Genomic DNA, 25,901 nt, shown 5'->3' with positions numbered 1-25,901 from the left:
TCAAACAAGGCCGTTGCTGACGCATTATAACAACTTGAGTCTCCTGAACTCTCTACTCTTACAAATATTGGCTCTGGGTTAACTGTATTGGTATATAATAATGGTAAAGCATTATCGCCTGAATCTGCATCTTCAAAATTTAAATGGTAACTAACCGTGAAATCTGTAGACGATTGACTTCCTAATATTAACGCCGTCTGTGTGCTTAAATCAAATTCTTCAAAGCCATTATTACTCGAATCATCACATAACTCTAAGTCTGAAACTGGATTGATTGTGGGTTGAAAAGCAGCTGATAACGTAAAGGATGTAAAGTCTACACAAGTTGCCGAATTATCCGATAGTCTTGCCCAAATAGTCTGTGGGTTAGATGTATTTGTATAAGGACTTGTTAATGCGCCAACATTATCAATAGCGTCTTGTTCTGTTAAAAAATAAGACACCATAAACTCTGTTGGATCTTGATCTCCTATAATATCATCATCATTATCCGTTAAATAAAATTCGTCTGTACCAGTTGCACTACAAACTACTAAATTTGAACCTGGATTAGCCGTTGGATTTTCTCTAAATTCTATTAAAATTGGATCCGCAGAACCAGTACAAACACCTGAAAAATCAAAATCAGCATAATAAACACCAGGTTCAGTAACCGTAATAATTGAAGTAGTTTCACCATCAATTACAACATCATCTTTATACCAAACATGCACTGCTGCATCTAAACCAGAATCCAATACAATTTCTGAACCATAACATTCCGCGGTATTAGCAGCAATAGTAATATCATCACCTAAATTACCACCTAAATTAAAACTACCTGCCTTAATGAACACGCCTGAATCATAATTGTTATCTCTATCATCGCCAATCACTAATTTAATAGTATAACTTTCTCCAGGAACAACAGCTGATTGAGCTGTAAAGACTATAGTCCTTCCATCAAACGAAATTGGAGGTCCATTATTTGGTGTATAAGCACCAAAATACTGATCGTTTATTCCTCCACACGAGGCTCCATTATCTGGATGAATATTAGTTACTAATATTGGCGTTGTAGAATTGGGAAGTACAGCTAAGTTTGTTGTATTTCCTGATGAATCGGTCAATAAAAAAGCAAAGGCATCAGAAAAAGTGCACTCAAAACTTCCCATATCATATTCTTCAGAAGCCATTAGAAAATCAAAACTAATGCTATTGGCAGTAGGTATAAAATCAAACTGAATAAATGATGCGTTATTTGAGTTAATACCAACTGCAGTATCTAAATCAGCATCACCTGGCCATGCTCCAGATCCATCTCCTAAAAAGGTATTTGGTCCTCCTGCTTGACTAGCATCTCCACTTGTAAGTAAAATTCCATCTTCAAACGGAAAATCTAAGCCATTACTATAAAAATACCCAATACCATTAGGCTCTGTGTTGCTATAAGTTGTTCCTGTTGATGATATAATATTTGATACAGCAGCACAAGGGCTATCAATTAAAATATCCTCTACTAATTCTTCTGTTGTAAAAGTATCTTGATCCACAACAACATTTGGTCCCAAAACAAAAACTAACATTGAAGCTGTATCGCTACAACCTTGCGGATTAGTATCAGAAACAGTAAGTGTCACTGTGTAAGTTCCTGGTGACATAAAAAGATTAGAAACATTTTCACCTGTTGCTGTATTTGCATCTCCAAAATCCCATGTGTAAGTTGCACCTGTACCATCTAAAGAAAAAATGGCACTACCAGAAAAATTAACTGTTTCGCCTGGCAAAATCCCAATAACTCCAGAGCCATTTGGTGCTGGAGTTGTACTATCTATAGAAGCCATAATATCTTGACAAGGTGCAGCACAGAATATTTCTGCAATCCACCCTGTAATATTACCTGAACCATTACTGGTAAATACAAATGTTAAACACCCTGACACATTTGTATCTGATGCAGACACGCTACCAGGAGAGACAACTCCAGAATATGAGCCGATTAAGTCAGCGGTTATATCATCTCCATCATAAATAGATAAAATATCTTGATTAAGTTGTGTACTGAACTCTAAAAAATTTACAATAATAAATTCATCGTCATTCTGAGGGCAAATTGTAATAGTATAATCCTCATCATTTGAATAATTACCAAATTCTCCCCCAGAATCGAAAAACCTATCAGGAGCACACTTGCTTACAGTTCCATTTTGCATCGAAATATCTTGGGCATAACCAAAAAAAGAAGATAAAATTATTATGAGATATAGTATTTTTTTTACCATGAATTGAATTTTAAAAAAATAATTGTTTCTTTTTAGAACCTATAAAACACTCTGTAAAGTGTTAAGTTGGGAATTTAACCAAAATACATGAATCAAGACTAATTTTTCAATTGACAAGAATGTTAATAAAGTTTAACTACAAAAAAAGCCGACATACTGAATATTAGTTTAACATTATCTACAGTATTTTAACTTCAAATTCTACAAATCCTATTAAATATTAACAAAAAACCTAAAAAAGGTATACAGATCTAAAACATATAGACCTGATACCTTATCTATTTTTAAGTTCTTTAATTTAGATAATTTTCTTAATTGTACGACGCTTATTTTTAAGTGAAGTCAGCTTTGTATCGTCTTTCATTTTTTTATCTAAAAAACTTTTTATTCTCTGTTTTAAACAATCTTTACTGCCTTGCGTTGACAATCCATTTTCTTTGCAAAACTCTATTAATTCAAATTTTAAGCAACAGCTGTAATTAAGGTTTGTTTTTAAAACCTTATTATCAGGTTGCTCTGTTTGATAAAACATAATTACTTAATTTTATAATTTAAACAAACGCATATGCTTTAAGAACTATATCCTAAGCGTTACTAACATTTTTTACTTCTCACTCTCATTAATATTGTTGCTGTACTGCATCCGTTACAATTAAGAATTCCGAACGTCTATTTTCAGCATGTTGTTCTTTTGTACAACCATTAGAGCAATCTACTTTAGGTTCAGATTCACCTTTACCCATACCTGAGATACGCGCTTCTTCAATCCCTTGAGAAATCACATACTGTACTGTAGTTTTTGCTCTTCTATTAGAAAGGTTGGCATTATAAGATTCTGGCCCTCTACTATCTGTATGAGACGTTGCTTGTATAACCATTTCAGGATACTTTTTCATTACTTGTACTAATTTATCCAATTCAAATGCGCCTTGCGCAGTGATGTTAGATTTATCAAATTCAAAGTAAATAGGAGCGAGAACAACTTGTTCTGGTTCAATAATTTTCTCGATAGGGTCTAATGAAATTTGTACATTATTCTCTTCATCTGTAGTTCCTTTTACTTGTACTTTTTTACTTTCAAAATCTTCCATTACCACTTCTAGTTCCGTGTCTTTTTCACACTCCACAATAAATTCAGCAATACCTTGGTCATTCGTTGTTTTAGAAACTACTTTATTACCTTCATCATCGTATAATGAAACAGCAGCACCACTAATTGGTTCTCTTGTTTTATCATCTAAAACAGTAGCTGTAATCATCACATCACATAAAGGTTGTAATTTTTTGAACGTATAGATATCATCACTTCCTTTACCACCTTCTCTGTTAGAAGAGACAAACCCTTCACCAGTTTCTTCATCAATGATAAACGCAAAGTCATCTGCATTACTATTAATAGGAATACCAACATTTCTAATTGGAGCAACCTTACCATCAATCTCTTTAGTGTAAAACACATCTAAACCACCTAATCCTAAGTGACCGTTAGAAGAAAAATAAAGTGTATTTGTACTGCTTACGTATGGAAACATTTCTTGTCCTTCCGTATTTATTTTCTGACCTAAATTTACAGCCTCACCTAAAGTACCATCGTTATTGATTTCAGCGTTGTAGATATCAAAGTCTCCATAACCACCTGGTTTGTTTGATGCGAAATATATTGTTTTACCATCTGCACTAACCGCTGGGTTTTTAACAGAATAGTTTTGACTGTTAACTGATAAACTTTCTATAGTATCCCAATCATCACCAAGTTTAGTGGCTTTAAATAAATACAATTGGCTATAACGTGTATTGCTTAAAGAATCTTTTTCATAAGTTTTTTCAAAATAACTTTCTCTAGAGAAATACATAGTGTTGCCATCTGGAGAAAATGACACTAAACCTTCGTGAAATCTTGTATTTACTTTGTTATTGGCTAAAACAGCTTCTTGGTAAGTATCATCTGTATTTTTAGTAATCGTATAGATATCTAAAAACGGCTGATCATTCCAACCATAGGTTTTACGACTATCATTACGTCCCGAAGTAATGTATAATTTATCACCTTGAAGTGTTCCACCAAAATCAGATTGAGTAGAGTTAAAGTCAGCATTCTGAACATTAAACTTTTTACCTTGTTCTAAAATCTTAGGAAGGTAATCTGGATTTTTTCTATATGCCATAGCTCTATCATCTGCAGGACGCATTGTCGCAAATTTGTCCATTTGTGTATTAGATTCAGCGTATTTGCCATTTGCTTTAAGCATTTGAGCATACTTATAAACCATCTCTGGTTTTTCTGAAGTTTCTAATGCTTTAGCGTAGTAACGCTCCGCAGATTCTGTATCAAAGATGTTATAATAACTCTCTGCAAGCTGACCGTAAACGTAAGCATCAGCTTTACCGTCTTCAACTAATTTATAATAGCTTTCAGCCGCTTTTACGAATTCAAATCTTGCAAAATGCTTATCTGCTTTTTTAGTGTTGCTATTTTGAGCAGTTAAGCAAAAGCTACTGATCAACGTAATCAATAATAATGTTTTAAAGTTTTTCATAATTGTTTAGCTTAACTGATTAAAAGTATCTTGGTGAACGAGAAACACGTTTCGGGAAATTAAGGTCGAACAATAAGAAGACCTCATGAGATGCAGGTGCATAGGCTTTAATATCCGAAGAAATAAAGTCATGAGCATAACCCACTCTTAAAGATGGTGTTAATGCAAAATTCACCAATGCAGAAAAGGAATCATCTAATCTGTAAGAAGCTCCTATTTCAAACTTTTTATAAAATCTAGCATTAACGTTAACATCAAAAGATGTTGGTGCATCAAAGGCAGATTTAATCATTACAGAAGGTTTAAGTTCTGTATTCTCAGATAAATCAAACACATAACCACCAGTTAAGAAATAGTGTTGTGTTTCAGAGCCAATTTTAAGACCACTATCATCTAAGTGTACTGAAGATAATAGATTAGGTACAGATAAAGACACATAGTATTTGTCTGTATAATAAAAGAAACCAGCACCAATATTAGGGGTTGTTTCGTTAATATCTTGATTTAGGAAAGGGTCAGTTGAATCAATAACATCAATACCTGCTAAACCAATATCGTGAAATGTTGCACCAGCTTTAATACCAAATGCCAGTCTGTGTTCACCACCTAATTCTAATGTATATGATAAATCTACATAAGTATTCGTTTCTTTTACTGGTCCTATTTGATCTGCAATAACAGATAAACCAAGTCCGAGGTTATTACCTATTGGTGCATGCCCAAAGAACGTTCCCGTTTCTGGTCCGCCATCAATTTTAGACCATTGGTTTCTGTATAATAATCCAAAAGAAAGATTTTCTTTTGATCCTGCATAAGCAGGATTAATGATATTCATATTATACATGTACTGCGTGTACTGAGGGTCTTGTTGCCCATGCATTTGAAATGCTAAAAGCAAAACCGCTATAATAGAGAGTTTTTTCATTATATTAAGTTGATTCTGTTAGTTGATTATCTGTTAATATATACCCAAGAACTTTTTGACTTAGCGCCTCCTTCGTAAATAACAGTATAGAAATAAGTTCCTACAGGAAGCTCATCTCCATCATCTGTTTGGCCATACCATTCATTAGTGTAATTGTCTTTAGAATATACTAATGTTCCGTTTCTATTGAATATTTCCAGTTTTGTAACATTGAAACTTCTTAAATCGAAATTATCATTCTGTCCTGGTGAAACACCTGGTGATATGCCTTGTGGGAATACACAAATACCTGACTCAGTAACTGTCACTTCACTCAAACCAAAACATCCTGTATCATTAAAAACAACCTCAACCTCATACAAACCTCCCTCCAACACGGGAAGACTTAAAGTGTTCTCATCTAAAATAATACCGCCATCACGATACCAATAAACTGTCACTTCAGATGCAGCATAATTTTCTGGAATTGCATCAATAATAAATGGTGAAGATGCATTAGGACAAATTTCATATTCAATATCTAAAGAAAAACTTGTAATAGGATCTACACCTATTATCAAATTAAAACTATTAGTAACAAAACAATCTGTAAAATCAACAGACTCCATCCTAACATATAAAGTTTCGCCAGAACTATCATATAAATCAGGCAAAGCTCCTATTGCAGCAATAGCATCCGCCTCTGAGAGGTAATAAGAAACTAAAAACTGTGTTTCATCTTGACCATTTAGGATATCAACATTATGTGCTTCTAAATCAAAACTCGCAACGCCATCACCATCATTATCACATCCAAACAAATCTACACTTTCTGCTATATGACTAGGATTAGTAAGTATTATAAAAAATGACGTAGTAGCAAAACAACCAGAAGTATTACTTTCTATTCTTGCATAAATAATTTGAGGGTCTGAAACATTTTCATAAACAGTAGGTAATGGACTAGAATTAGCTATAGCATCTTGCTCATTTAAATGGTATGTAATAGTATATTCTGAAGCAATTTGATTACCTAAAATATAAGGGTTATTTTCTGTAAGATCAAAGAATGCTTGGTTTGTTGCGGAACACTCTAATAAATCATTCGCCGGATTTGCAATAGGAGTTTCTAAAAACTCTACAGTAATTTCGTCACTTATAATACATTGATTAGAAAATATTACTTGAGCTGTATAAACACCTGGCTCACTAACCGTTAAAATAGAACTTGACTCTTCAGAAATAAGTAATCCATCTCTATACCAAACATGCTCTAAATTTGGAGCTTGTGTATCTAAAACTACAGGCTCATTTAAACAACTTGCGGTACCTGCGTCTATTGTAAAATCATCTCCTAGAGTTAATTCTCCAATTTCAAAACTACCTGCTTCAATAAAGATCCCAGTATCAAATTGTGAGTCTGAATCATCAGCAACCACAAGTTTTATATGATAAGTTTCTCCAATATTAACTGCGGATTGAGCTGTAAAAACTACCGTTCTACCATTATAATCCATTGGTGGTAAATTGTCAGGTGTATATTCCCCAAAATATGCTTCGTTAATAGCAGGACAATCATCATTACTAGGATGAACCGTTGTTACTAAAATTGGTGTTGTAGTATTTGGAATAACGGCCAGATTAGTTGTGTTATCATTAGAATCCGTTAAGAAAAAAGCAAAAGCATCTGAATACGTACACTCATAACTACCACCATTGTATTCTTCCGATGCCATTAAAAAATCAAAACTTATATTTTGAGAATATGGCACAAAATCAAACTCTATAATCGTAGCGTTTCTAGAATCGACTCCTAAAATAGTATCTAAATCAGTATCACCAACCCATTGGCTACCTGATGAATTTATTGTATCATCATTGGGGCCTGCCGCATCTTCCGCATGCCCAGTACTTAGCAATAACCCTTCGCTAAAAGGAAACTGATCACCATCCATTGAAAAATAACCTATTCCGTTAGGGTTAAAAGGGTCAAAGCTTGTACCTGTTGTAAAGGTAATATTTGATACGTTAGCACAATCACTAGCGAATAATACATCTTGCACCAATTCTTCTATAGTGTAAGCACTATCACTTACTTCAATACTATTAAATCCAGGTCTAATGCATAAATCAAAACTTACATCCTCATCCTCAGAACCTTCTGAAAATACTCTTATATAATAAGTATCACCAATGACTAATTGTGGTGTTACACTAGGACCACCATCCATACAATATAGCTCATTTAGAGCACCACAAGAACCTTCATAAACAGCATGATTGAGACCTGACGCCACATCATTTTCAACAATATTTAAAAACTCAATTATTTGCGTATCATTAATAGCAACAAACTGAAACCACACATCATCATCTGCATCACCATCACAAGAAACCGCTGCCACATTAGAAGGGCTTGCCGATAAAATTGTACCATAAGCCAGCTCTGTGCATGAGTCATCTGTATTAACAGTTACTATTGTTGCCGAATCACAATCATCATTATCAGGAATACAACTCCTAACTAATATTGGCAAACTATTAAAAACACAATTAGCATCTTGATTATTAGTTAATGTATATATAATATCTGTGAAGAAAGGGAAAGGACCAATTTGATAGGTACCAATAGCATTAATAGTAGCTGTATTGGTATCGACATTATTAGATATAGTAAGTGATGTAGCACTACCTAAAGACGTAACGTTAACATCTATTAGAAATTGACTACCGTTATCACAATCATCAACAATAGTGTATGTCGCTTCTGAATTGGTACATGTTGCACAAGCAACTGTATAAGTAATTCCACCATTCATAGGAGCATCTCCATTTGCACAACTACTTGGCACAAAATCATCTGACGCAATATAAAATGATATGGTATCTCCTGTAGATGTGTATGAAAGACCTGAAAGATTACCTTCATTACCGAAAAAATAATCATCATAAGGCACAATAAAAGTTCCATCAGTATCTATAACAACAAGTGGATCCCAACCTTCATCAATAAATCCTGAATAAAAATTCAATGTTAATGCTGAACCATCAATACTGGTAAATGTGAAAATTTCAGGATTAACAACACCATTATCTCCATAACACATTGTTTCTGTTATAGGACCAGCTGAACAATCTATAATAAAATCTGTTTTTATTGGTGTCGTAAAAAGTAAAGGACCTGCCCAAATACTATTTCCATTGGTACAATTTGCCCTAACATAGACTTCATAATCTGTACCAAATAACAATCCGTTTTCTGTAACATTTTGCACTAATGATGTTGTACCTGATGTTGGTGTACCAGTACCTTCAATTTGTATTGCATATTCCCATGACGTTTCACTGTCATTAGCAATCCAAGAAAAATCTACTGATGCACTTATATCATCAGAGTCTACGCCATCAACAGATACTGTAGGAGAAGCACAGATTGAACCACACGTTTCCACACGCACTAAATCAATTGACATATCCCCTCTAAAATTATCTGTTCTAGTTTGTTTAAACTCTAAATATATGGATTGCCCTAAATATGAATCTAAATTAACACCTACTGGCACCCATGGTTCGCCACCTGAAGTTTGTAGCTGACCACTCCATGTAAATAGATTAGTAAATGGCCCAGAAATTGAATTAGAAATTCCAACTTCTAAAGTTCCCATACCTTCACCATAGGCATGCATATAAAAAGAAAGTTCTGCCTCATCTGTTGCAGTTGTAAGATCAATAACAGGACTAATTGCTGAAGCGGATAAAAGTTGTGCATTACCCGAAGCTTCATAATTCATATAATTAGCACCACTATACGCAGAATCTGGTCCTGTACCTGAACTATTTGCATTACCTGGCACTTCCCATTGTCCTCCGTTGTTTGTATTTGTTAAATCACCTGTCCAACCATTGTAATCATCAAATTCTGCTTCAAATACAAAAGAAGAATTATTAGAGGGACAAGTTACACCTACTGGAGGATTGATTGTTTGACTTAAAGCTTTTGTGCTACATAGCATACACACAATAATTAAGCTAAATGTTAGGATTAAATTTTTCATTTCATTTTTTTATTAATTCAACAGAAATAATATAATTAACACCTTCTTTAAGGTGTATTTATTAATAAGAAAGCCACCCAAAAAATCAGTGGCTTTCCGTTATTGATTTCAGCAATATTTAATCTTTTATTACTCTAATAGTCTTAACAACACCAGCAATAGAAACTTTTACAAAATAGGTACCTGTTTGTAAACCTGATAAATCTAACTCGCTATTAACTGCATTAGGCATCTTTTCTAATACTTGTTGCCCTAACATATTGTACACGTTTACAGTATCAATAGTATTTATAGCATTTAATGTTAGCGTATTTTTAACTGGATTAGGATAGTAAGTGAATGTGCTTTGATTATCTATATCGTCAATTCCTAAAGTAGCACAAGTTACATCAGCTACCCATCCACCATATTCAATACCACCATCAGAACTAAACTCAATAGTTAATGCACCAGAGACATCTGTAGACGTAAAAGAATCACCTACACTAAGCACACTAGATGCTACAGAAGGTAAAGTTCCGTTTCCACTTTCTTGACCACATAATGTCTGCGCTAAAACAGGATATGTATTATCGGGACCGTTATATATAGTTAAGTAATCATAACATCCTCCTTGATCTCCAATATCAAAATCATCTGCTTCTAAATCGACAAAAGTAAATGTAATAGTCACTGCCTCACCTGCAGTATCTGGCATAATTGTAGTTGTTGTAAACTCTGAACTAGAATAATCATTACTAGCTCCACCTGAATCAGTAAAATTACCACCACAAGAAGGCGGAATAATTGCTGTCGCAAAAGCATAAGGACCAACCCATGAAGAATTACCATCTACACCACAATCTGTTTGAACGTAATACTCGTAATTATTATCAGCAACTAAACCTGTTAGGTTATAAGGATTGGAAATTCCTGTAGCTGTAGCAACACCAGTTACGGTTTCTCCTGCAGTAACATCTACAACCTCAATATTCCATGATGTTGCTGTACCACTAGCCCAACTTAAATCTGCTGTAGTCGTTGTAATATTTGATGCTGCAAGCGTTGAAGGCGGTATACAGGATGGCGCTTCTTCAAAAGAAACATCATCAATTGCTAAATCATCATCAAAATCACCTGGATCTAAAACTTCAGAAAACGTAAATCTAGCTTGTGCTGGACCTGTAAATGTTAAACCAGCTATATCAATAATTTTTAATTCCCAACCAACTGTATTTGTGTTATAAGTAGCCATGAGATTCCAAGAACTTCCATCCCAAACCTCAACATCTAATTGTGCATTTAGAGAATCTTCAGAATCACTTATTTCGTAAAAACTTAGAACCGGTGCTGCAAGTGTACTTACATCAACAAATGGACTAACTAAATACCTAGGACCATGATTACCTGACGCATCACAAGCTGCATAATAACCGTTACTAGCTGTACTTCCTGTTATGACACCATCATTTCCAACGTGTCCCAATCCTGATGTTTGAAAAAACCATTCTTCTTCTCCTGAATCACTAGACATTCTCCAGCAATCTGGAATATCACCTCCATTATCAAAACCTTCAGTATATGGTGCAGTAAATGCATTACACTCTGTAGTAAACTCAATTGGTCCAATCCAGAAAGAAGTACCATCAGAAACACCACAATCTGCCTGAACAAATATCTGATAAGTAGTATTAGACTGCAAACTTGATAACCCAAATGGATTTGTAACAACTGAATCTGTAGCCACACCAGTTACAGTTTCACCAGCAGTAACATCAACTACTTCAATATTCCAAGAAGCAGCTGTACCATTCTCAGTCCAAGCTAAATCTGCAGTAGTCGTTGTAATATTAGAAACCATTAAAAACGATGGAGCTACACAAGATATAGGCTCATCGAAAGTAACATCATCAATAGCGATATCATCATCATTACCTCCATTAGGTTCTGAAAACGTAAATCTAGCTTGTGCTGGTCCAGTAAATGATAAACCACTTAGATCAATTGATTTTAATTCCCAACCTAAAGTATTACTGTTATAGGTGGCCATAAGATTCCATGCAGCACCATCCCAAACTTCCACATCTAATTGCGCATTGTCAGAATCCTCTGCATCACTAATTTCATAGAATCGTAATTCTGGCGATGCAAGTGTACTTATATCTACTAAAGGACTCACTAAGTACCTTGGACCATGATCACTAGAAGCATCACATGCAGCATAATAACCATCAGAAAATGTATTCCCTGTTAATGTGCCACCATCACCAACATGACTTGGACCAGACGTATTAAATTGCCAATCTTCACCACCACTCATTGACCAACAATCTGGAATGGCATCAGCATTATCAAAACCTTCAGAAAAAGGCGCAGTAAAAGTATCACAAGCAGTAGTAAGAGTAAGAGGACCTACCCAAAAAGATGGTCCAACAGTACCACAATCTGCTTGTACATAAAATTCATATTCATTATTAGCCATTAAACTAGTTACCATATAAGAATTAGTAACTCCAGTAATTGTTGCAACTCCTGTTGACGATTCTCCAGCCGTTATATCAACAACCTCTATATTCCAAGACGTAGCTGAACCATCTTCAGTCCATTCTAAATTAACGGTTGTACTACCAATACTCAAAGCATTAAATGCTAAAGGCTCTCTACAAGCAGGAAATGTATCGTTAACAAAATTATCAACATGTAACTCCCATTCATCGTATGATTTAGCTCTTACTGCCACATATATTGACTGACCTACATATGCTGTTAAATCAAAAATAACATTGGTCCATAATTCAGGCGCAAGGCTTTCTGCTTGTAAAACCACTGTAAATTCAGATGCTGCAGCTGTCGTAGTAGATAACAATACCTCATAAGATTCTAAAAAAGAACCACTTCTTGAGCGTACATAAAACGACAATCTATCATTTACACCTGAATTAACAGTGATTTGAGGTGTAATTAAATAATCATCGTTAGCACTGTCAGTACCAGCAGAAATTCTGGCAATAGCAGAACCATCTTGTGCACCATCGCTTTCTGGTGTATCATCCCAAACCCATGTATTGGTACTTGCTTCATCTAAAACGGTCCAACTTGCGGGAATTTCTGTTTCAAAGCTTTCTGTAAATTGTGCATTAGATTGCCAACAAAAAGCAATCATTACAACAAATAGTAACGTAATTTTTTTCATAAAGGTTAGAATTAATTAATTAGTGTTTTTTTTGTTAAAAAGATGAAGGAACTTCAGCTAAAAAGCCTAAACCTTTAAAACTTGAGAAGCTAAAGTTGATAAATATGTTTTATATTACACGTTTTTTAAGGTTATCAAAAGGTAATCACCTAATAACATAAACAATAAAATACTATTAGTCAGGGCGTTATTTATTAACCCTGAATATTTATAATATTTAGAGTATTACCACAAATACAACCTGAATTCAATGATTTTTTTTAAATAATAAAGCGCAATTATGTTTACAAAAGCTATAAAAAAAATAAGCATACTAATATTAACTATTACATTTAGCACAACATTATATGCGCAAGAAAAAGACCTTAACACGCATGAATTAGACAGTCTTCACAGACGCTATTATGGTCAACATTCTGAAGAAGCATTTGCAGTGCATCATAAAGTACTTAAACAATCCATTAAAACTAAATATGAAGAAAAAATAGCCGCGACTTACAAAGCGTTAATGTGGCTACATGGTGCAAATAAAAATGCGAATTTGGATAGTGTTTTATATTACGCAGATCTATTTGAAACAAAAATAGCGACATACAATAAACCGAAAGACACTGTAATGCTGAAAGAATTAGAACTCCCTAATTACTATTTAAACAAAGGACAATTATTAGCAAATGCATTTGGCTTACCAGAACAAGGATTAGAAAGCTATTTTAAAGTACATCCACTAATACCAGAAGGGGATATTAAATTGACCTTTGCATACTACACTTCGATTTCTGAAATATATTATCAAAAATCACAATTTGATAAGGCTCTCGAGGTTTTAACACCACTTTTAAAAGACACCACCAACATAGGTGCTTTCACAAAAGTTAGACTGCTTCAAAATATTGCAGGTAATTATGTACAAAAAGAAATGCCAGAAAAAAGTTTTCCAATTCATAAAGAAATTCTAAAACTAGCAAAGAAAGAAAATGATATAAAAGAGATTTGGTGGACAAAAAATAGATTAGCTAATGATTATTTTCGATTAGGCGACGCACATAAAGCAATAGATTCTGCTTTAGCTGTTAGAGAATTTTGCATTAAAAACGACCTACATCAGCTCCTGTTTAATAACACCATTAATTTAAGCACTTATTACCATGCTATTGGTGATATAAAAAATGCTATTACATATAGAAAAAATGCCCTAGAATATTCTACAGGATTAGAAACTAGAAAAGACGTGTATGACAGACTTGCTTTGTATTATACAGAAAATAAACAGTATCTACATGCAACAGAAATCTATAAAAAGAAGAGCAGTTTAGTTGACAGCATTCGTTCAAATGAAAAAAAGGCCGTAACTAACTACATAGAATCAAACGTAAAACTTCTTAATGAAAAACAAAAAAACCAACAAATGCTTTTTGACGTGCAACTTTTGGAGGAAAAAAACAAAAAGCAAAGACTTTACCTTTATAATATTAGCACAGCCCTAATAAGTATAATTCTATTACTTGGAAGCATCCTCATTTTTAGAAAGTATAGAAAAGGTGAGAAAGTAATTGAGATACTAAAAACGAATGAAAAAAAATTATTAGAAGAGAAAATAACACTTAGAGAAAACGAATTGGAAGCATCTGCAATTGCGGTTTCTCAACGCTTAGAAACACTAAACACAATAAAAGACGAATTAAACCTTATTAAACACCCTAAAATCCCAAAACTAGAAGAAGCTAAATCAAAAATAAACGACCTTATTAGATCCGCTTCAGATATGTCTATTATAACAAAAAGAATAGAATCTGAATATCCAACAATGGCTAATAAATTAATGGATAAATACCCTAATTTATCAGACACTCAAATAAGGTATTGTCTACTGACAAAATTAAACTTATCAATAAAAGAAACAGCTAGCATTTTAAATGTAACACCAGATACAGTAAAAGTGGCAAGAAGTAGATTAAAGAAAAAGCTAAACATACCTCCAGAAATGTCATTTAAACTATTCTTAGACCAGTTAGCAAAAGAGTAAACTATATTTAAACAAAAAAAGAATATGTTAATTGTACTATCTCATTAAAACTAAGTTAAAAGTCTAATCACATCAGTGTGATATTTCATATTTTTGCAAATAAAAGATGTCACAGACTAAAATATCTATTATTCCGACTTCAAACGACACGATCTTAAAGTTTGAAGCAGACCGATTTTTAACCAATCACAATAGTTTCGAATTTAACAATATAGATGACGCTAAGCACTCTCCATTAGCACAACAACTATTCTATCTACCTTTTGTAAAAAAAGTATATATCGCTTCAAATTTTATTGCTATTGAACGCTATAACATTGTGGAATGGGAAGATGTGCAAGACGAAGTTGCTACTCAAATAGAAGACTATTTATCTAATGATGGTGTTGTTGTTACTGAAGAGGCCTTTAAACCAAAGGCAGCCGTAACAGTATATGCTGAGAGCACGCCTAATCCTGGAGTATTAAAATTTGTTTGCAATAAAATTTTAGTGCCTAGTTTATATGAATTTACGTCTATAGAAGACGCCAAACCTTCACCACTAGCTACTGCTCTTTTTCAATTTCCATTTGTAAAAAATGTATTTATGGAAAAGAACTTTATATCAATTACTAAGTTTGATATTATTGAATGGGAAGATATTACAATTCAGTTAAGAGAGTTTTTAAAATCTTATGTTGAAGAAGGAAAAACAATTTTAAACGATAACGCACCTCAACAACTTAACAAAACTGAGGAAGCTGTAGAGCAAAAATTTGAAGCTTTAGATGATGTTTCAAAAAATATTGTAAACATTCTTGAAGAATATATTAAGCCTGCAGTTGAAAGTGATGGTGGAAATATTGAATTTAAATCTTACGACGAAAACACAAAAAAGGTAGAAGTATTATTACAAGGTGCATGTAGTGGATGTCCATCATCTACATTCACACTAAAAAATGGTATAGAAACTATGCTAAAAGATATGCTAAATGACAACTCTATTACGGTAAATGCCATTAATGGTTAGAATTTTTTAATAATTAAGTGACATCATCTAAATTTTAGTGTCTTAATTGTAGAAACCTTAAAAATTTAAAAATAATGGCAGTATTAAAAGTAATTGAAGTTTTATCTAACTCAAATAAAAGTTGGGAAGATGCAACCAAAAAAGCGGTAAAAGAAGCGTCTAAAACAGTAAAGAATATTAAATCTGTATATGTACAAGATCAAAGTGCTATTGTTAAAGATGATACTGTAACTGAATTTAGAGTCAACTTAAAATTAACTTTCGAGGTTAAATAATATAAGATGTTATTAACCCTTAAAATACAACTCGGACAATCACTTTTCCGAGTTTTTTATTAACTAAAATTAATTAAACCAACATGGACACACAAAAATGGATTGACGTAGGCATAAAATTTGTTATTGAATATGGACCTAAAGTAATAGGCGCTATAGCAATATGGATTATTGGTAGCTGGGTAATTAAAATTCTCCTTAAAGGCGTTAAAAAAGCATTAAACAAAGGAGATTATGACGAAAGCTTAAAGAAATTCCTAACGAACTTAATTAGTTGGATTTTAAAAGTTGTATTAATTATAGTTGTATTAGGTACAGTAGGTGTAGAGACAACATCATTTGCTGCTATTATTGCTGCAGCAGGTTTAGCGATTGGTTTAGCTTTACAAGGTTCATTAGGTAACTTTGCTGGAGGTGTTTTATTAATGATATTTAAGCCTATTAAAATAGGAGATTTAATTGAAGCGCAAGGAGAGCTTGGTGTGGTTAAAGAAATTGAAATTTTCACTACTAAACTTTTAACTCCAACAAATAAGGAAGTCATTATACCAAATGGCGCTCTATCTAATGGTAATATTGTAAATTATTCTACCGAAGGTAAACTGAGAGTTGATTTAACATTTGGTGTTGGTTATGATTCTGATATCAAACAAACCAAAGACGTTTTAATGAAAGTATTAACCTCTAATCCAAAAGTACTTCAAGATCCTGCTCCTTCGGTAAATGTATCTGAATTAGCAGATAGCTCAGTAAACTTTGCGGTAAGACCATGGGCGAATGTTGCCGATTATTGGGATGTGTACTTTGAAACACATGAAAACGTAAAAATTGCATTGGATGCTGCTGGTATAGAAATACCTTATCCTCATGCTGTAGAGATTCAAAAAGAAGGTTAATTATTTCTTCTTTTTTAAAGCTACAAAATCCTTTAAATAATAAGGTTCAAAATAAGCGACATCTTCGGTGTCGCTTTTTTGATGCTTTATTTCGGCGAGTAAAGACATTTCATTAGCTGAAGGTAGTTTACCTTCTATAAAAACAGCATTAGGATGTTTAATAAGCGCTTTTGTTTTCTGAACACCGTTCCCTATAAAATACACTTTCTGCTTTTCAAGACGTTCAGAATAACTATTTTCATCAAGTATTTCTGCTTTAATTTCTCTTACCAATTCTAAATCCTGATTATAAATAGCCGAATATACTTCCATTCGTCTTGCATCTAACATTGGTATTATTAAACCATCATCGATTTTCACTTGATTGGCTAAACTCTCTAATGTAGAAATTGATATCAAAGGTTTATTTAAAGCAAAACACAAACCTTTTGCAGAAGACACACCAATACGTAAACCTGTATAAGAACCTGGTCCTTTACTAACTGATACTGCATCTATATCTGAAGGATTTAGTTTTGCTATTTTAAAAACCTCATCAATAAAGACATGCAAAGTTTCTGCATGTGAATAGCCTAGACTATTATCTTCTTTTAAAACTAAAGTCTCTCCATCCTTAGAAAGAGAGACTGAACAATTGGTAGTTGCCGTTTCTATATTTAGCACTAATGCCATGTTAGTTGTATTGGTTGTTGGTAAACTATCTAGATTACAATAATAATAAATTATTCTTCAGAACGCTTCTCAGAACTGCCTTCGGATTTCTTATTTGTTATTTCTAGTAAATCCCCAGGATTCAAGTTTTTAGACACCATGTTATATGGTCCTGTGATTATTTTATCATCTTTACTTAAGCCCGAAATAATTTCAATATTTGTATCATCTTGAATTCCGGTAGTCACAACTTTTAACTTTGCTTTTCCATTATTATTGACAAAGACACATTCAAATTTTTCTTCTTCATCAGCAGAATCACCTGTATTAACCTCAGTCATTTTATCAAAAGGTTTTTTAGTAGAACTTGTATCCGATTTTATAACAATAGCACTAATTGGCACCGAAATAGCATCGCTTTGTTTTTTAGTTATAATATCTACTGTAGCTGTCATTCCAGGTCTAAATGGCGAATATGTTTCAGGTTTACCTTCAGTTAATTCTTTATAAGACTCTTCAATAATTCTAACTTTTACTTTAAAATTAGTCACCTGATCTGCTGTTAAAGTTCCTTCTGCTGAATTTGCAATTTCTGTTACAATACCCTTAAATTCTTTCTTTAAATATGCATCTACTTCAACAATTGTAGAATCACCAATATTTACTTTTACAATATCATTTTCGTTAACATCAACTTCAACTTCCATATTGTTTAAGTTAGCGACTCGTAAAATCTCGGTTCCTGCCATTTGCTGAGTTCCTACTACACGTTCTCCTAACTCCACGTTTAAACGGGAAATAGTCCCACTCATCGGCGCATAAATTGTAGTTCTATTTAAATTATCTTTAGCCTCATTTACAGTTGCGGCCGCACTTTGCACATTATAATACGCTGAGTTTTTACCAGCAACTGCTGTTTCATATGTAGCTATAGAACGGTCCCAATCTGCTTTAGAAATTACACCTTTATCAAAAAGTGTTTTGTTTCTATCATAGTCTGCCTTAGATTGCTTTAAGTTTGCTTCAGCTTGTTCCAAACCTGCTCTTACATTTTGGTAAGATGCCTGAGAACGACTCACTGCAGATTGAATTAAATCTGGATTGACACGCACCAATAAATCTCCTTTTTTAACTTCTTGCCCTTCTTTAAAAGGAAGCTCTAGTATTTCACCAGAAACTTCTGAAGAGATTTTCACTTCAACTTCTGGCTGAATTTTTCCAGTTGCAGATACGGTTTCTATAATATCTCTAAGTGTTACCTCTTTTTCTGTAACTGCTTTAAAATTGCCTTTTTTACCAAACAAGCCCATTTTAGATCCTGCTAATAAACCTAAAAGCAAAACAACTACAACTACTAATATTATTTTTACATTCTTACTCATAATTAAAACTTTAATTCAGTTGCAGGAATTCCGAAATACAATTCCAGAACCTTCAACTTAAAAATATAATCATATTTTGCCTGGTTGACTTGAATTTTTGCATTATCAAATCGCTGTTTAGATTGACTAAAATCAAAGGCATTTGTTAAACCAACATCATATCGCTCTTTTGCATAATCATAAGCCAATGCTTGTGACTCTAATGATTTTGTTGCAGCTTCAAATGATTTTAAAGCACCTTTAGCATCAACATAGGCTTGATATACTGTAGATTCTAAATTTAATTCTTCTTGCTCTAATTGATATTCTGCACGCTTCAAATTAATTTTACTTCGCTGTACACTTCCTTTAACAGAAAATCCATTTAAAATAGGAATATTAAGACTTAATCCATAACCAATACCATCATTTAAATAGATCTGCTCATTAAATGGTATTGCGCTTGCATCAGTATATCTTGTATCATATCCTAAAAAAGCTCTCAATGTTGGCCAATAAGATCCCTTAGCTATTTGAATATCTTTCTCTGCTAATGCAACAGATTGTTCTGCTATTTTAATTTCAGATCTATTGGCTTTAGCATTTTCTATAATTTCAGTAGCCGATTTATTAGAAATACCTTCATCTACAATATCATAACCTTCATCTTCAATATCAAAATTCTCATAGTCCTTAATTAATAATAACTGTGCTAAGTTTATTAATGAAATCTGAATTGTATTTTCTGCATTTACAATATTTTGCTTTTCTGTAGCATCTGTAGCTTGAATTTCTAAAAGATCACCTCGAGGTAAAGATCCTGCTTCTACTAATTGAGTTGTACGCTCAATTTGCTCTTGAGTTACAGCATTTTGAGATTTTAAAACTTCTAAATTCGCTTTGTTTAAAATTACTGTGATATAGCCATTTGCAACAAAAAGCGAAATGTCATCTTTCATTTTTGACAAACTATATTGAGCCGCTAACTTTGAAATTTCGGCGCGCTGTACTTGTCTAATATTCTGCAAACCGTCAAATAAATTATACCCTAAATTCACACTGGCAGAAGAAGAGAGAAACGTCGTTGTAGATGAATTTCCTGTTGTAGGATCAAAACTCAAACCTGTGTTTTTTGAAACACTACCGCTTGCATTGATACTTGGTAAAAAATTACCAACGGCAGTTAATTTTTCTATGTCAGTAGCTAACAAATCTAACTCGCTTTGCTTAACTGAAATATTATTTTTTAGCGCATATTCTACACATTCCTTGAGCGTCCATTTTTTATTTTGTGCTTGTGCAAAAACGCCACAAAGAATTAAAATTATTACGATTGATTTTTTCATGATGCTTATTTGTCTATATAAAACTTAAAGTGTTACACAATTAATGTAATTTATTCTTGAGCGTATTTTGGAATACCTTGTATTTGATTCCAAACCTTTATTTTATCGTCTTTAGTGATACCACTTTTCACTTCAACAAAAATGCCATCACTTACGCCTAACTCTACGTCTTTTCTATCGAATTTTTGATCTCCAACTTCAATCTCTACGTAAGGCTTTTGAGTATCTTTATCATATTGAACTAGTGCTTCCTTTATTGCTAAAACTTTTTCTGCTTTTTCTAAAATAATAGATGCGTTGGCACTTAAACCTGCTCTAATAAATGTAGAATCGATTTTTTTAAGAGAGCCTTTTATTTCAAATTGAATAGCACCATTTTCCGCGACACCTTTTGGCGCAATATAATCTAAAATAGCATCAAATTTTTTATCTTCAATGGCTCCAACTGTTATCTCTAATGGCAAACCTTCTTTTATTTTACCAACTTCACTTTCGTCTACTTTACCTTCAAAAATCATTTGTTGTACATCTGCTAAAGATGCTATTGAGGTTCCTTCGTTAAAATTATTAGCTTCGATAACTTGGTTACCTGCTTTTACCGGAACGTCTAATACCATACCAGAAACTGTAGCTCTGACTTGAGTTTGAGCTATGTTACCCAATCCTGAAGTCGTTCCTGTTTTTATAATATCGTAATTCTGATTTGCTGAATTGACATTAATTTTGGCTTGCTCAACGCTTTGTTTTGTTTGTAAATATGAATTCTTTACACCTTCAAAATCATTCGCAGATATTACACCTTTATCAAATAAAGCTTTTTGCCTATCGTAATTAGATTGCTGTGTTTGTAAATTAATCTTTGCTGTTTGTAATGCCGTTTGGTTAGTCGCAATATTATTTTTTGCACTTGTTAAGCTCGAAGCATTTGGTATAACTTTAATTTGAGCAATTAAATCACCTTGTTTTACATATTCGCCAGCTTCTATAAACACCTCTTCAATCACACCAGAAATATTTGGCTTAATTAATATTTCTTCCTTCGGCACAATACTTCCTGTTGCCACTGTCTTTACAATAATAGTTTCTTCAGTTGGTGTTTCTGAAGTATACGTGATTGGGTTTTCTTGATTCTTCTGCCACAAATAAAATAAGGCAGCTCCAAATACAACAACAATTAATATTAGTAAGATTACGGTTTTAGTTCTTTTCATGATTATTGATTGATATAAATTTATTCTATTCTTAACGCGTCAACTGGTTTCATTTTTGTTGCGCTATTGGCTGGTATTAATCCTGCTAATACGCCAGACACTACGAGTATTATTAGCGCTGTAAATACAACTTGCATACTCACACTAGGATTGGCAAAATTATCTACTGGACCAGCATTATCTAAAATGGTATTCATTACCCAAATGACTAAAGCTGCAAACGAAATTCCAACCATACCAGACAGTATTGTTAGTATTAAACTTTCTTGTAAAATTTGTGATTTTATAGTCCAAGGACTCGCGCCCAATGCACGTCTTACACCTATTTCTTTGGTGCGTTCCTTTACAACAATGAGCATTATATTACTTATACCAATGATACCAGACATTAAAACTAATGCGCCAACAAAATAACCTACAAAGGAAAGTATTGTGAATAGCCCATTTACACGTTCAAATTGTTCTGACAAATCAAAATGACCAATAGCCCTTTCATCTGTAGGATCTACTTTATGCCTAGACTTCATTAAAGTGAAAATCTGATCTTTTAAGGTTGTAATACTTACACCATCTTCAGCTGTAATTGCCATCCAGCCTACGCTTTCGCCTCTATTAAATGCTTGACCAAAAGTTGTAAAAGGCATGTAAATTGTACTCGCATCTTGCTCACCATCACCTTGGCTATTACTCATTTTAAAAGTACCAACAACTAGAAAATTTACGCCATTTACTTTTATATATGTCCCTAAAACATCTTCCCCTTTATCATATAGCCCATTTTCTACTCCTGTGCCAATGACACAAACTTTACGTTTTGCATTGATATCTGAATAACTTATAAAACGGCCTTGAATAATATCCATAGGTTGTTGCTTTATATATTCAGGATAGTCTCCATAAATTTCGTAAGCTCCAGTTTTTGTACCTCTTGTCACATTGTTTGCTCCATTATAGCCACCTAACTGGTTTCTAGGCGATACATATTTTATATCTGGAAATTCTGATTTTATAGCTGCAACATCGCCAATTTTATAATTAAAGTAACGGCCTTTTGGTAAACCTTTGTAAGGTTTTGAAGTACCTTGAGTCCACATAAACATGGAGTTGGTTGCAAAATTCCCAAAATCTGCTGTTACACCATTTTTAAGCCCATTGGTTAATGCCAACAATAAAACTAATATGGTTATGCCCCAAAAAACTCCAAACGCAGTTAAAAACGTTCTAAATTTATTAGCATTTAGCGCTTCTAATATTTCATCCCAACGGTCTCTACTAAACATATTATTCGTCTCTTAATGCATCTATTGGTTTAATCATTGCCGCTCTATAAGCAGGTATGAATCCCGCTAACGCACCTGCAAGTACTAATAAAAATACTGTTGTAATTGCAATATTGAAATCTACTTGTGGATACTTTATAAAATCACTTTCTATCTGAGGACCAACCAATTCTAACAATCCAAGTCCTAGAATTAATCCAAACAATCCTGAAAACATTGTTACAAAAACAGCTTCTTGTAATATCATACCAACAATAGACATTGGTAGAGCTCCTAACGCCTTTCGTATGCCTATTTCCTTAGTTCGTTCTTTTACTATAATTAACATTATGTTGCCTACACCTACAATACCAGCTATAATAGTTCCTATACCTACAAACCAAAATACAGCTTTTATAGTAGCGACTAGCGAGTATATTTTCTCAGCTTGTTCTAACGTATTTCTAACTCTAACTGCACTTACATCATCTGGTGCTACGGTATGGATTTCTTTTATTTTTTGTTCTATTCCTAAAGCAATAGCATTAGACATCGCTACGGCCTCATCAAAATCATCTGCCATTTTTACGGTAAAAGCCATATTTCTGATGTCTTCTCCACCATTAAAAACCGCTTGTGCTGTAGATACAGGAATATAGACTTGGCTTTCTTCTCTATCGCCTCCTGGATCAAAGAAAACACCAACGACTTTAAAATTCATTCCATACACTTGAATGTTTTTATTTATAGGATCTTCATCTTTAAAAAGATCTTTCTTCATTTTATTGCCAATAACAGCTATTTTTTTTCTCTGCAAAATGTCTGACTGACTAATAAAGCGACCAGATCCAATATCAGCGTTTTCAATAAATTGGTTATCTGGCATTGTTCCGCGAACACGATAGTTTCCGGTTTCATTTTTATATGATACCGTTCCTCCCCAAATCATGTAGTCTTTTGTACCATATACTAAATAGTCGTCATACTGATTTTTCACAGCCTCAAAACTAGAATTTTTCAGTTGAATGTATCGCCCAGGATTTAAGCCTTTGTAGCCCTTTGTAGTAACACCTGTCCAAACGGAAACTCTATTAGTTGCATCTTGTTCAAATTGAGACTTTACGCCATTTGCTATTCCTTCGCTAAATCCAAGAAGAATTACGAGTATAAAAATTCCTGAGGCTACCGAAAGACCTGTTAAAAAAGTACGTAATTTGTTTTTACGTAGCGTTTCAAAGATTTCTTGCCAACGTTCTATATCAAACATGTGCTGAAGCTCTAACTTGATTTACTACACTATCGTCTATAATTAATCCATCTTTAAGATTAACAATACGTTTGGTCATATGCGCAATATCATCCTCGTGAGTGACAACAAGAATCGTTTTCCCTTCATCATTAATACCTTGAATGAGTTCCATAACCTCGTAGGACGTTTTAGTATCTAAGGCTCCTGTTGGCTCATCAGCCAATAAAACCTTAGGGTCACTTGCTAAAGCTCTTGCGATCGCAACACGTTGTTTTTGTCCTCCAGAAAGCTCACTCGGTAAATGATGAGACCATTGTGCCAAACCTACTTTTTCGAGATAGTGCATCGCTTTTTCAGTACGTTCTTTTCGCTTAACGCCTTTATAGTATAATGGCATAGACACATTGTCTAAAGCACTTTTATAATTTATAAGATTGAATGATTGAAAAATAAAGCCTAGAAAATCATTTCTGTATTTAGCTGCTATTTTTTCGTTAAGATTTTTTATAGGAACATTATCGAGAATGTATTGGCCTTCATCTGCTTCGTCTAACATACCAAGTATATTTAATAACGTAGATTTCCCTGAACCTGAAGACCCCATTATTGAAACTAACTCACCTTCTTTTACATCAAAATTAATACCTTTTAACACATGAAGCGAGTTGCTACCCATGTGATAAGATTTGTGCAAATCTTTTATCTGAATCATAGTTTGGTTAGTTAGTTATAGTCCAAAAAAAATCTGGTCTATTGCAATTTTAAGAAAAACTTAAGTCATTTTATGCCAACAAATTGTTAAGACCCTAAATATAACGGTTATAACTAAGACTATGCAAACGCAAAAATGTTACAGTTTCTAACTTAAATTTTTAGACTTATCAGGTTTATTAAATTTTCTGTAAACGATGTAACCTAGTGTAGCCACCAAAATATATGGCACAGCCATTAAAAACATAATACCATCATTTATTCCCTCTGCTGCAGATTGATCTTCACCACTTTCTAAAACTGCTCTACACATGGCACATTGCGCATTTGTATTCACAAAAAAGAAAAGTGAAAATATGAGGTAGATGAATTTGTTTTTCATTTTAAGGGTTCTTTAAATCTGCCAATTAATAACTCTAGCAAATTAGTAAACTATGCGTAATACGGCGAAATCATTAAATACACCACTACACCTGTTACAGCAACATAAAGCCACAACGGAAATGTAATTTTAGCAATCTTTCTATGACGTTCTATATTATTTGTAATCGCTCTTACATAGGTAATTAAAACAAATGGAATTACTATTACAGACAATGCTATATGTGTAATTAAGATAAAGTAATAGATGTACATAACAGCACCTTCTCCACCAAATTTTGTAGAATCACTCGTCATGTGATACGCTATGTATAATAACAAAAATAATACTGAGAGTACAATTGCAAACTTCATTAACTTCTCGTGTAGCGTTCTATTTTTATTTTTAATTGCTACCACTGCGAAAATTAAAACAACGGCTGTTAATCCATTAATCACAGCATAGATTGGTGGTAAAAACATTAATGGCTTAACATCAAAACCTAACTCACGAAGATTAATACCAAATAAAGCAGCAACGGCTACAGGGATAATTACAGATAATGCAATGATCCATTTATTATATTTTTTTTCTTTTTCAATATCTACTACACTCAT

General features: G+C 33.3%; 19 protein-coding genes. 4 read left to right on the top strand and 15 right to left on the bottom strand.

What is annotated here, in order from left to right; all coding sequences use genetic code 11:
• From Q0891_RS03405 to Q0891_RS03380, 6 genes are all read right to left on the bottom strand, one after another.
• Nucleotides 1-2,261, bottom strand: a 2,261-nt coding sequence (locus Q0891_RS03405; protein ID WP_299098752.1) for a choice-of-anchor L domain-containing protein, incomplete at its 3' end; no start/stop codon positions are given.
• A 298-nt stretch (nucleotides 2,262-2,559) separates the two neighbouring features.
• A complete protein-coding gene (locus tag Q0891_RS03400; protein ID WP_299098750.1) occupies nucleotides 2,560-2,793 on the bottom strand; it encodes an SAP domain-containing protein in 234 nt (77 codons plus the stop codon).
• An 88-nt stretch (nucleotides 2,794-2,881) separates the two neighbouring features.
• Entirely contained in the window at nucleotides 2,882-4,798 is a 1,917-nt protein-coding gene (locus tag Q0891_RS03395) for an OmpA family protein (protein ID WP_299098748.1), read from the bottom strand.
• Between the two features lie 19 nt (nucleotides 4,799-4,817).
• A complete protein-coding gene (locus Q0891_RS03390; protein ID WP_299098746.1) occupies nucleotides 4,818-5,723 on the bottom strand; it encodes a type IX secretion system membrane protein PorP/SprF in 906 nt (301 codons plus the stop codon).
• 26 nt (nucleotides 5,724-5,749) lie between these two features.
• The gene (locus tag Q0891_RS03385) at nucleotides 5,750-9,757 is read right to left on the bottom strand and encodes a choice-of-anchor L domain-containing protein (RefSeq protein ID WP_299098744.1); all 4,008 of its coding nucleotides are present in this window, start codon (nucleotides 9,755-9,757) and stop codon (nucleotides 5,750-5,752) included.
• Nucleotides 9,758-9,875: 118 nt separating this feature from the next.
• Entirely contained in the window at nucleotides 9,876-12,929 is a 3,054-nt protein-coding gene (locus Q0891_RS03380; protein ID WP_299098742.1) for a choice-of-anchor J domain-containing protein, read from the bottom strand.
• Between the two features lie 280 nt (nucleotides 12,930-13,209).
• Between Q0891_RS03380 and Q0891_RS03375 the strand changes: the two genes are divergently transcribed.
• The 4 genes from Q0891_RS03375 (at nucleotide 13,210) to Q0891_RS03360 (ending at nucleotide 17,135) form a co-directional block, all read left to right on the top strand.
• The gene (locus Q0891_RS03375) at nucleotides 13,210-14,955 is read left to right on the top strand and encodes a hypothetical protein (RefSeq protein WP_299098740.1); all 1,746 of its coding nucleotides are present in this window, start codon (nucleotides 13,210-13,212) and stop codon (nucleotides 14,953-14,955) included.
• Nucleotides 14,956-15,061: 106 nt separating this feature from the next.
• Entirely contained in the window at nucleotides 15,062-15,964 is a 903-nt protein-coding gene (locus tag Q0891_RS03370; RefSeq protein ID WP_299098738.1) for a NifU family protein, read from the top strand.
• A gap of 74 nt (nucleotides 15,965-16,038) precedes the next feature.
• Entirely contained in the window at nucleotides 16,039-16,239 is a 201-nt protein-coding gene (locus tag Q0891_RS03365) for a dodecin family protein (RefSeq protein ID WP_299098736.1), read from the top strand.
• 83 nt (nucleotides 16,240-16,322) lie between these two features.
• On the top strand, nucleotides 16,323-17,135 hold the full coding sequence (locus Q0891_RS03360) for a mechanosensitive ion channel domain-containing protein (protein ID WP_299098733.1): 813 nt from the start codon (nucleotides 16,323-16,325) through the stop codon (nucleotides 17,133-17,135).
• On the opposite strand, the gene tsaB is transcribed toward Q0891_RS03360, so the two are convergent.
• The 9 genes from tsaB to Q0891_RS03315 all read right to left on the bottom strand — a co-directional run bounded on the left by tsaB (nucleotide 17,136) and on the right by Q0891_RS03315 (nucleotide 25,901).
• Nucleotides 17,136-17,807, bottom strand: a complete 672-nt coding sequence (tsaB, locus tag Q0891_RS03355; protein WP_299098731.1) for a tRNA (adenosine(37)-N6)-threonylcarbamoyltransferase complex dimerization subunit type 1 TsaB — start codon at nucleotides 17,805-17,807, stop codon at nucleotides 17,136-17,138. It lies immediately after the preceding gene.
• 50 nt (nucleotides 17,808-17,857) lie between these two features.
• Nucleotides 17,858-19,168: an efflux RND transporter periplasmic adaptor subunit gene (locus Q0891_RS03350; RefSeq protein WP_299098729.1), complete on the bottom strand. Its 1,311-nt coding sequence runs from the start codon at nucleotides 19,166-19,168 to the stop codon at nucleotides 17,858-17,860.
• Between the two features lie 2 nt (nucleotides 19,169-19,170).
• Nucleotides 19,171-20,493 carry a TolC family protein gene (locus Q0891_RS03345; RefSeq protein WP_299098727.1) on the bottom strand — a complete coding sequence of 441 codons (1,323 nt, stop codon included), beginning with the start codon at nucleotides 20,491-20,493 and terminating at the stop codon, nucleotides 19,171-19,173.
• Nucleotides 20,494-20,543: 50 nt separating this feature from the next.
• Nucleotides 20,544-21,704, bottom strand: coding sequence for an efflux RND transporter periplasmic adaptor subunit (locus tag Q0891_RS03340; RefSeq protein WP_299098724.1), 1,161 nt, complete (start codon nucleotides 21,702-21,704; stop codon nucleotides 20,544-20,546).
• A gap of 20 nt (nucleotides 21,705-21,724) precedes the next feature.
• The gene (locus tag Q0891_RS03335; protein WP_299098722.1) at nucleotides 21,725-22,984 is read right to left on the bottom strand and encodes an ABC transporter permease; all 1,260 of its coding nucleotides are present in this window, start codon (nucleotides 22,982-22,984) and stop codon (nucleotides 21,725-21,727) included.
• Between the two features lies 1 nt (nucleotide 22,985).
• On the bottom strand, nucleotides 22,986-24,230 hold the full coding sequence (locus Q0891_RS03330; RefSeq protein WP_299098720.1) for an ABC transporter permease: 1,245 nt from the start codon (nucleotides 24,228-24,230) through the stop codon (nucleotides 22,986-22,988).
• Entirely contained in the window at nucleotides 24,223-24,924 is a 702-nt protein-coding gene (locus Q0891_RS03325) for an ABC transporter ATP-binding protein (RefSeq protein WP_299098718.1), read from the bottom strand. Before Q0891_RS03325 ends, Q0891_RS03330 begins: the two co-directional genes overlap by 8 nt.
• A gap of 147 nt (nucleotides 24,925-25,071) precedes the next feature.
• Nucleotides 25,072-25,305 (bottom strand): hypothetical protein, encoded by a 234-nt coding sequence (locus Q0891_RS03320; RefSeq protein ID WP_299098716.1) that lies wholly within the window; start codon nucleotides 25,303-25,305, stop codon nucleotides 25,072-25,074.
• Nucleotides 25,306-25,355: 50 nt separating this feature from the next.
• Nucleotides 25,356-25,901 carry a DUF420 domain-containing protein gene (locus tag Q0891_RS03315; RefSeq protein ID WP_299098714.1) on the bottom strand — a complete coding sequence of 182 codons (546 nt, stop codon included), beginning with the start codon at nucleotides 25,899-25,901 and terminating at the stop codon, nucleotides 25,356-25,358.

Source organism: uncultured Winogradskyella sp., from assembly GCF_947498005.1.
Classification (GTDB): domain Bacteria; phylum Bacteroidota; class Bacteroidia; order Flavobacteriales; family Flavobacteriaceae; genus Winogradskyella.
Note: the sequence above shows the minus strand (reverse complement) of the source record. Positions and strands in the feature narration are given on the sequence as shown.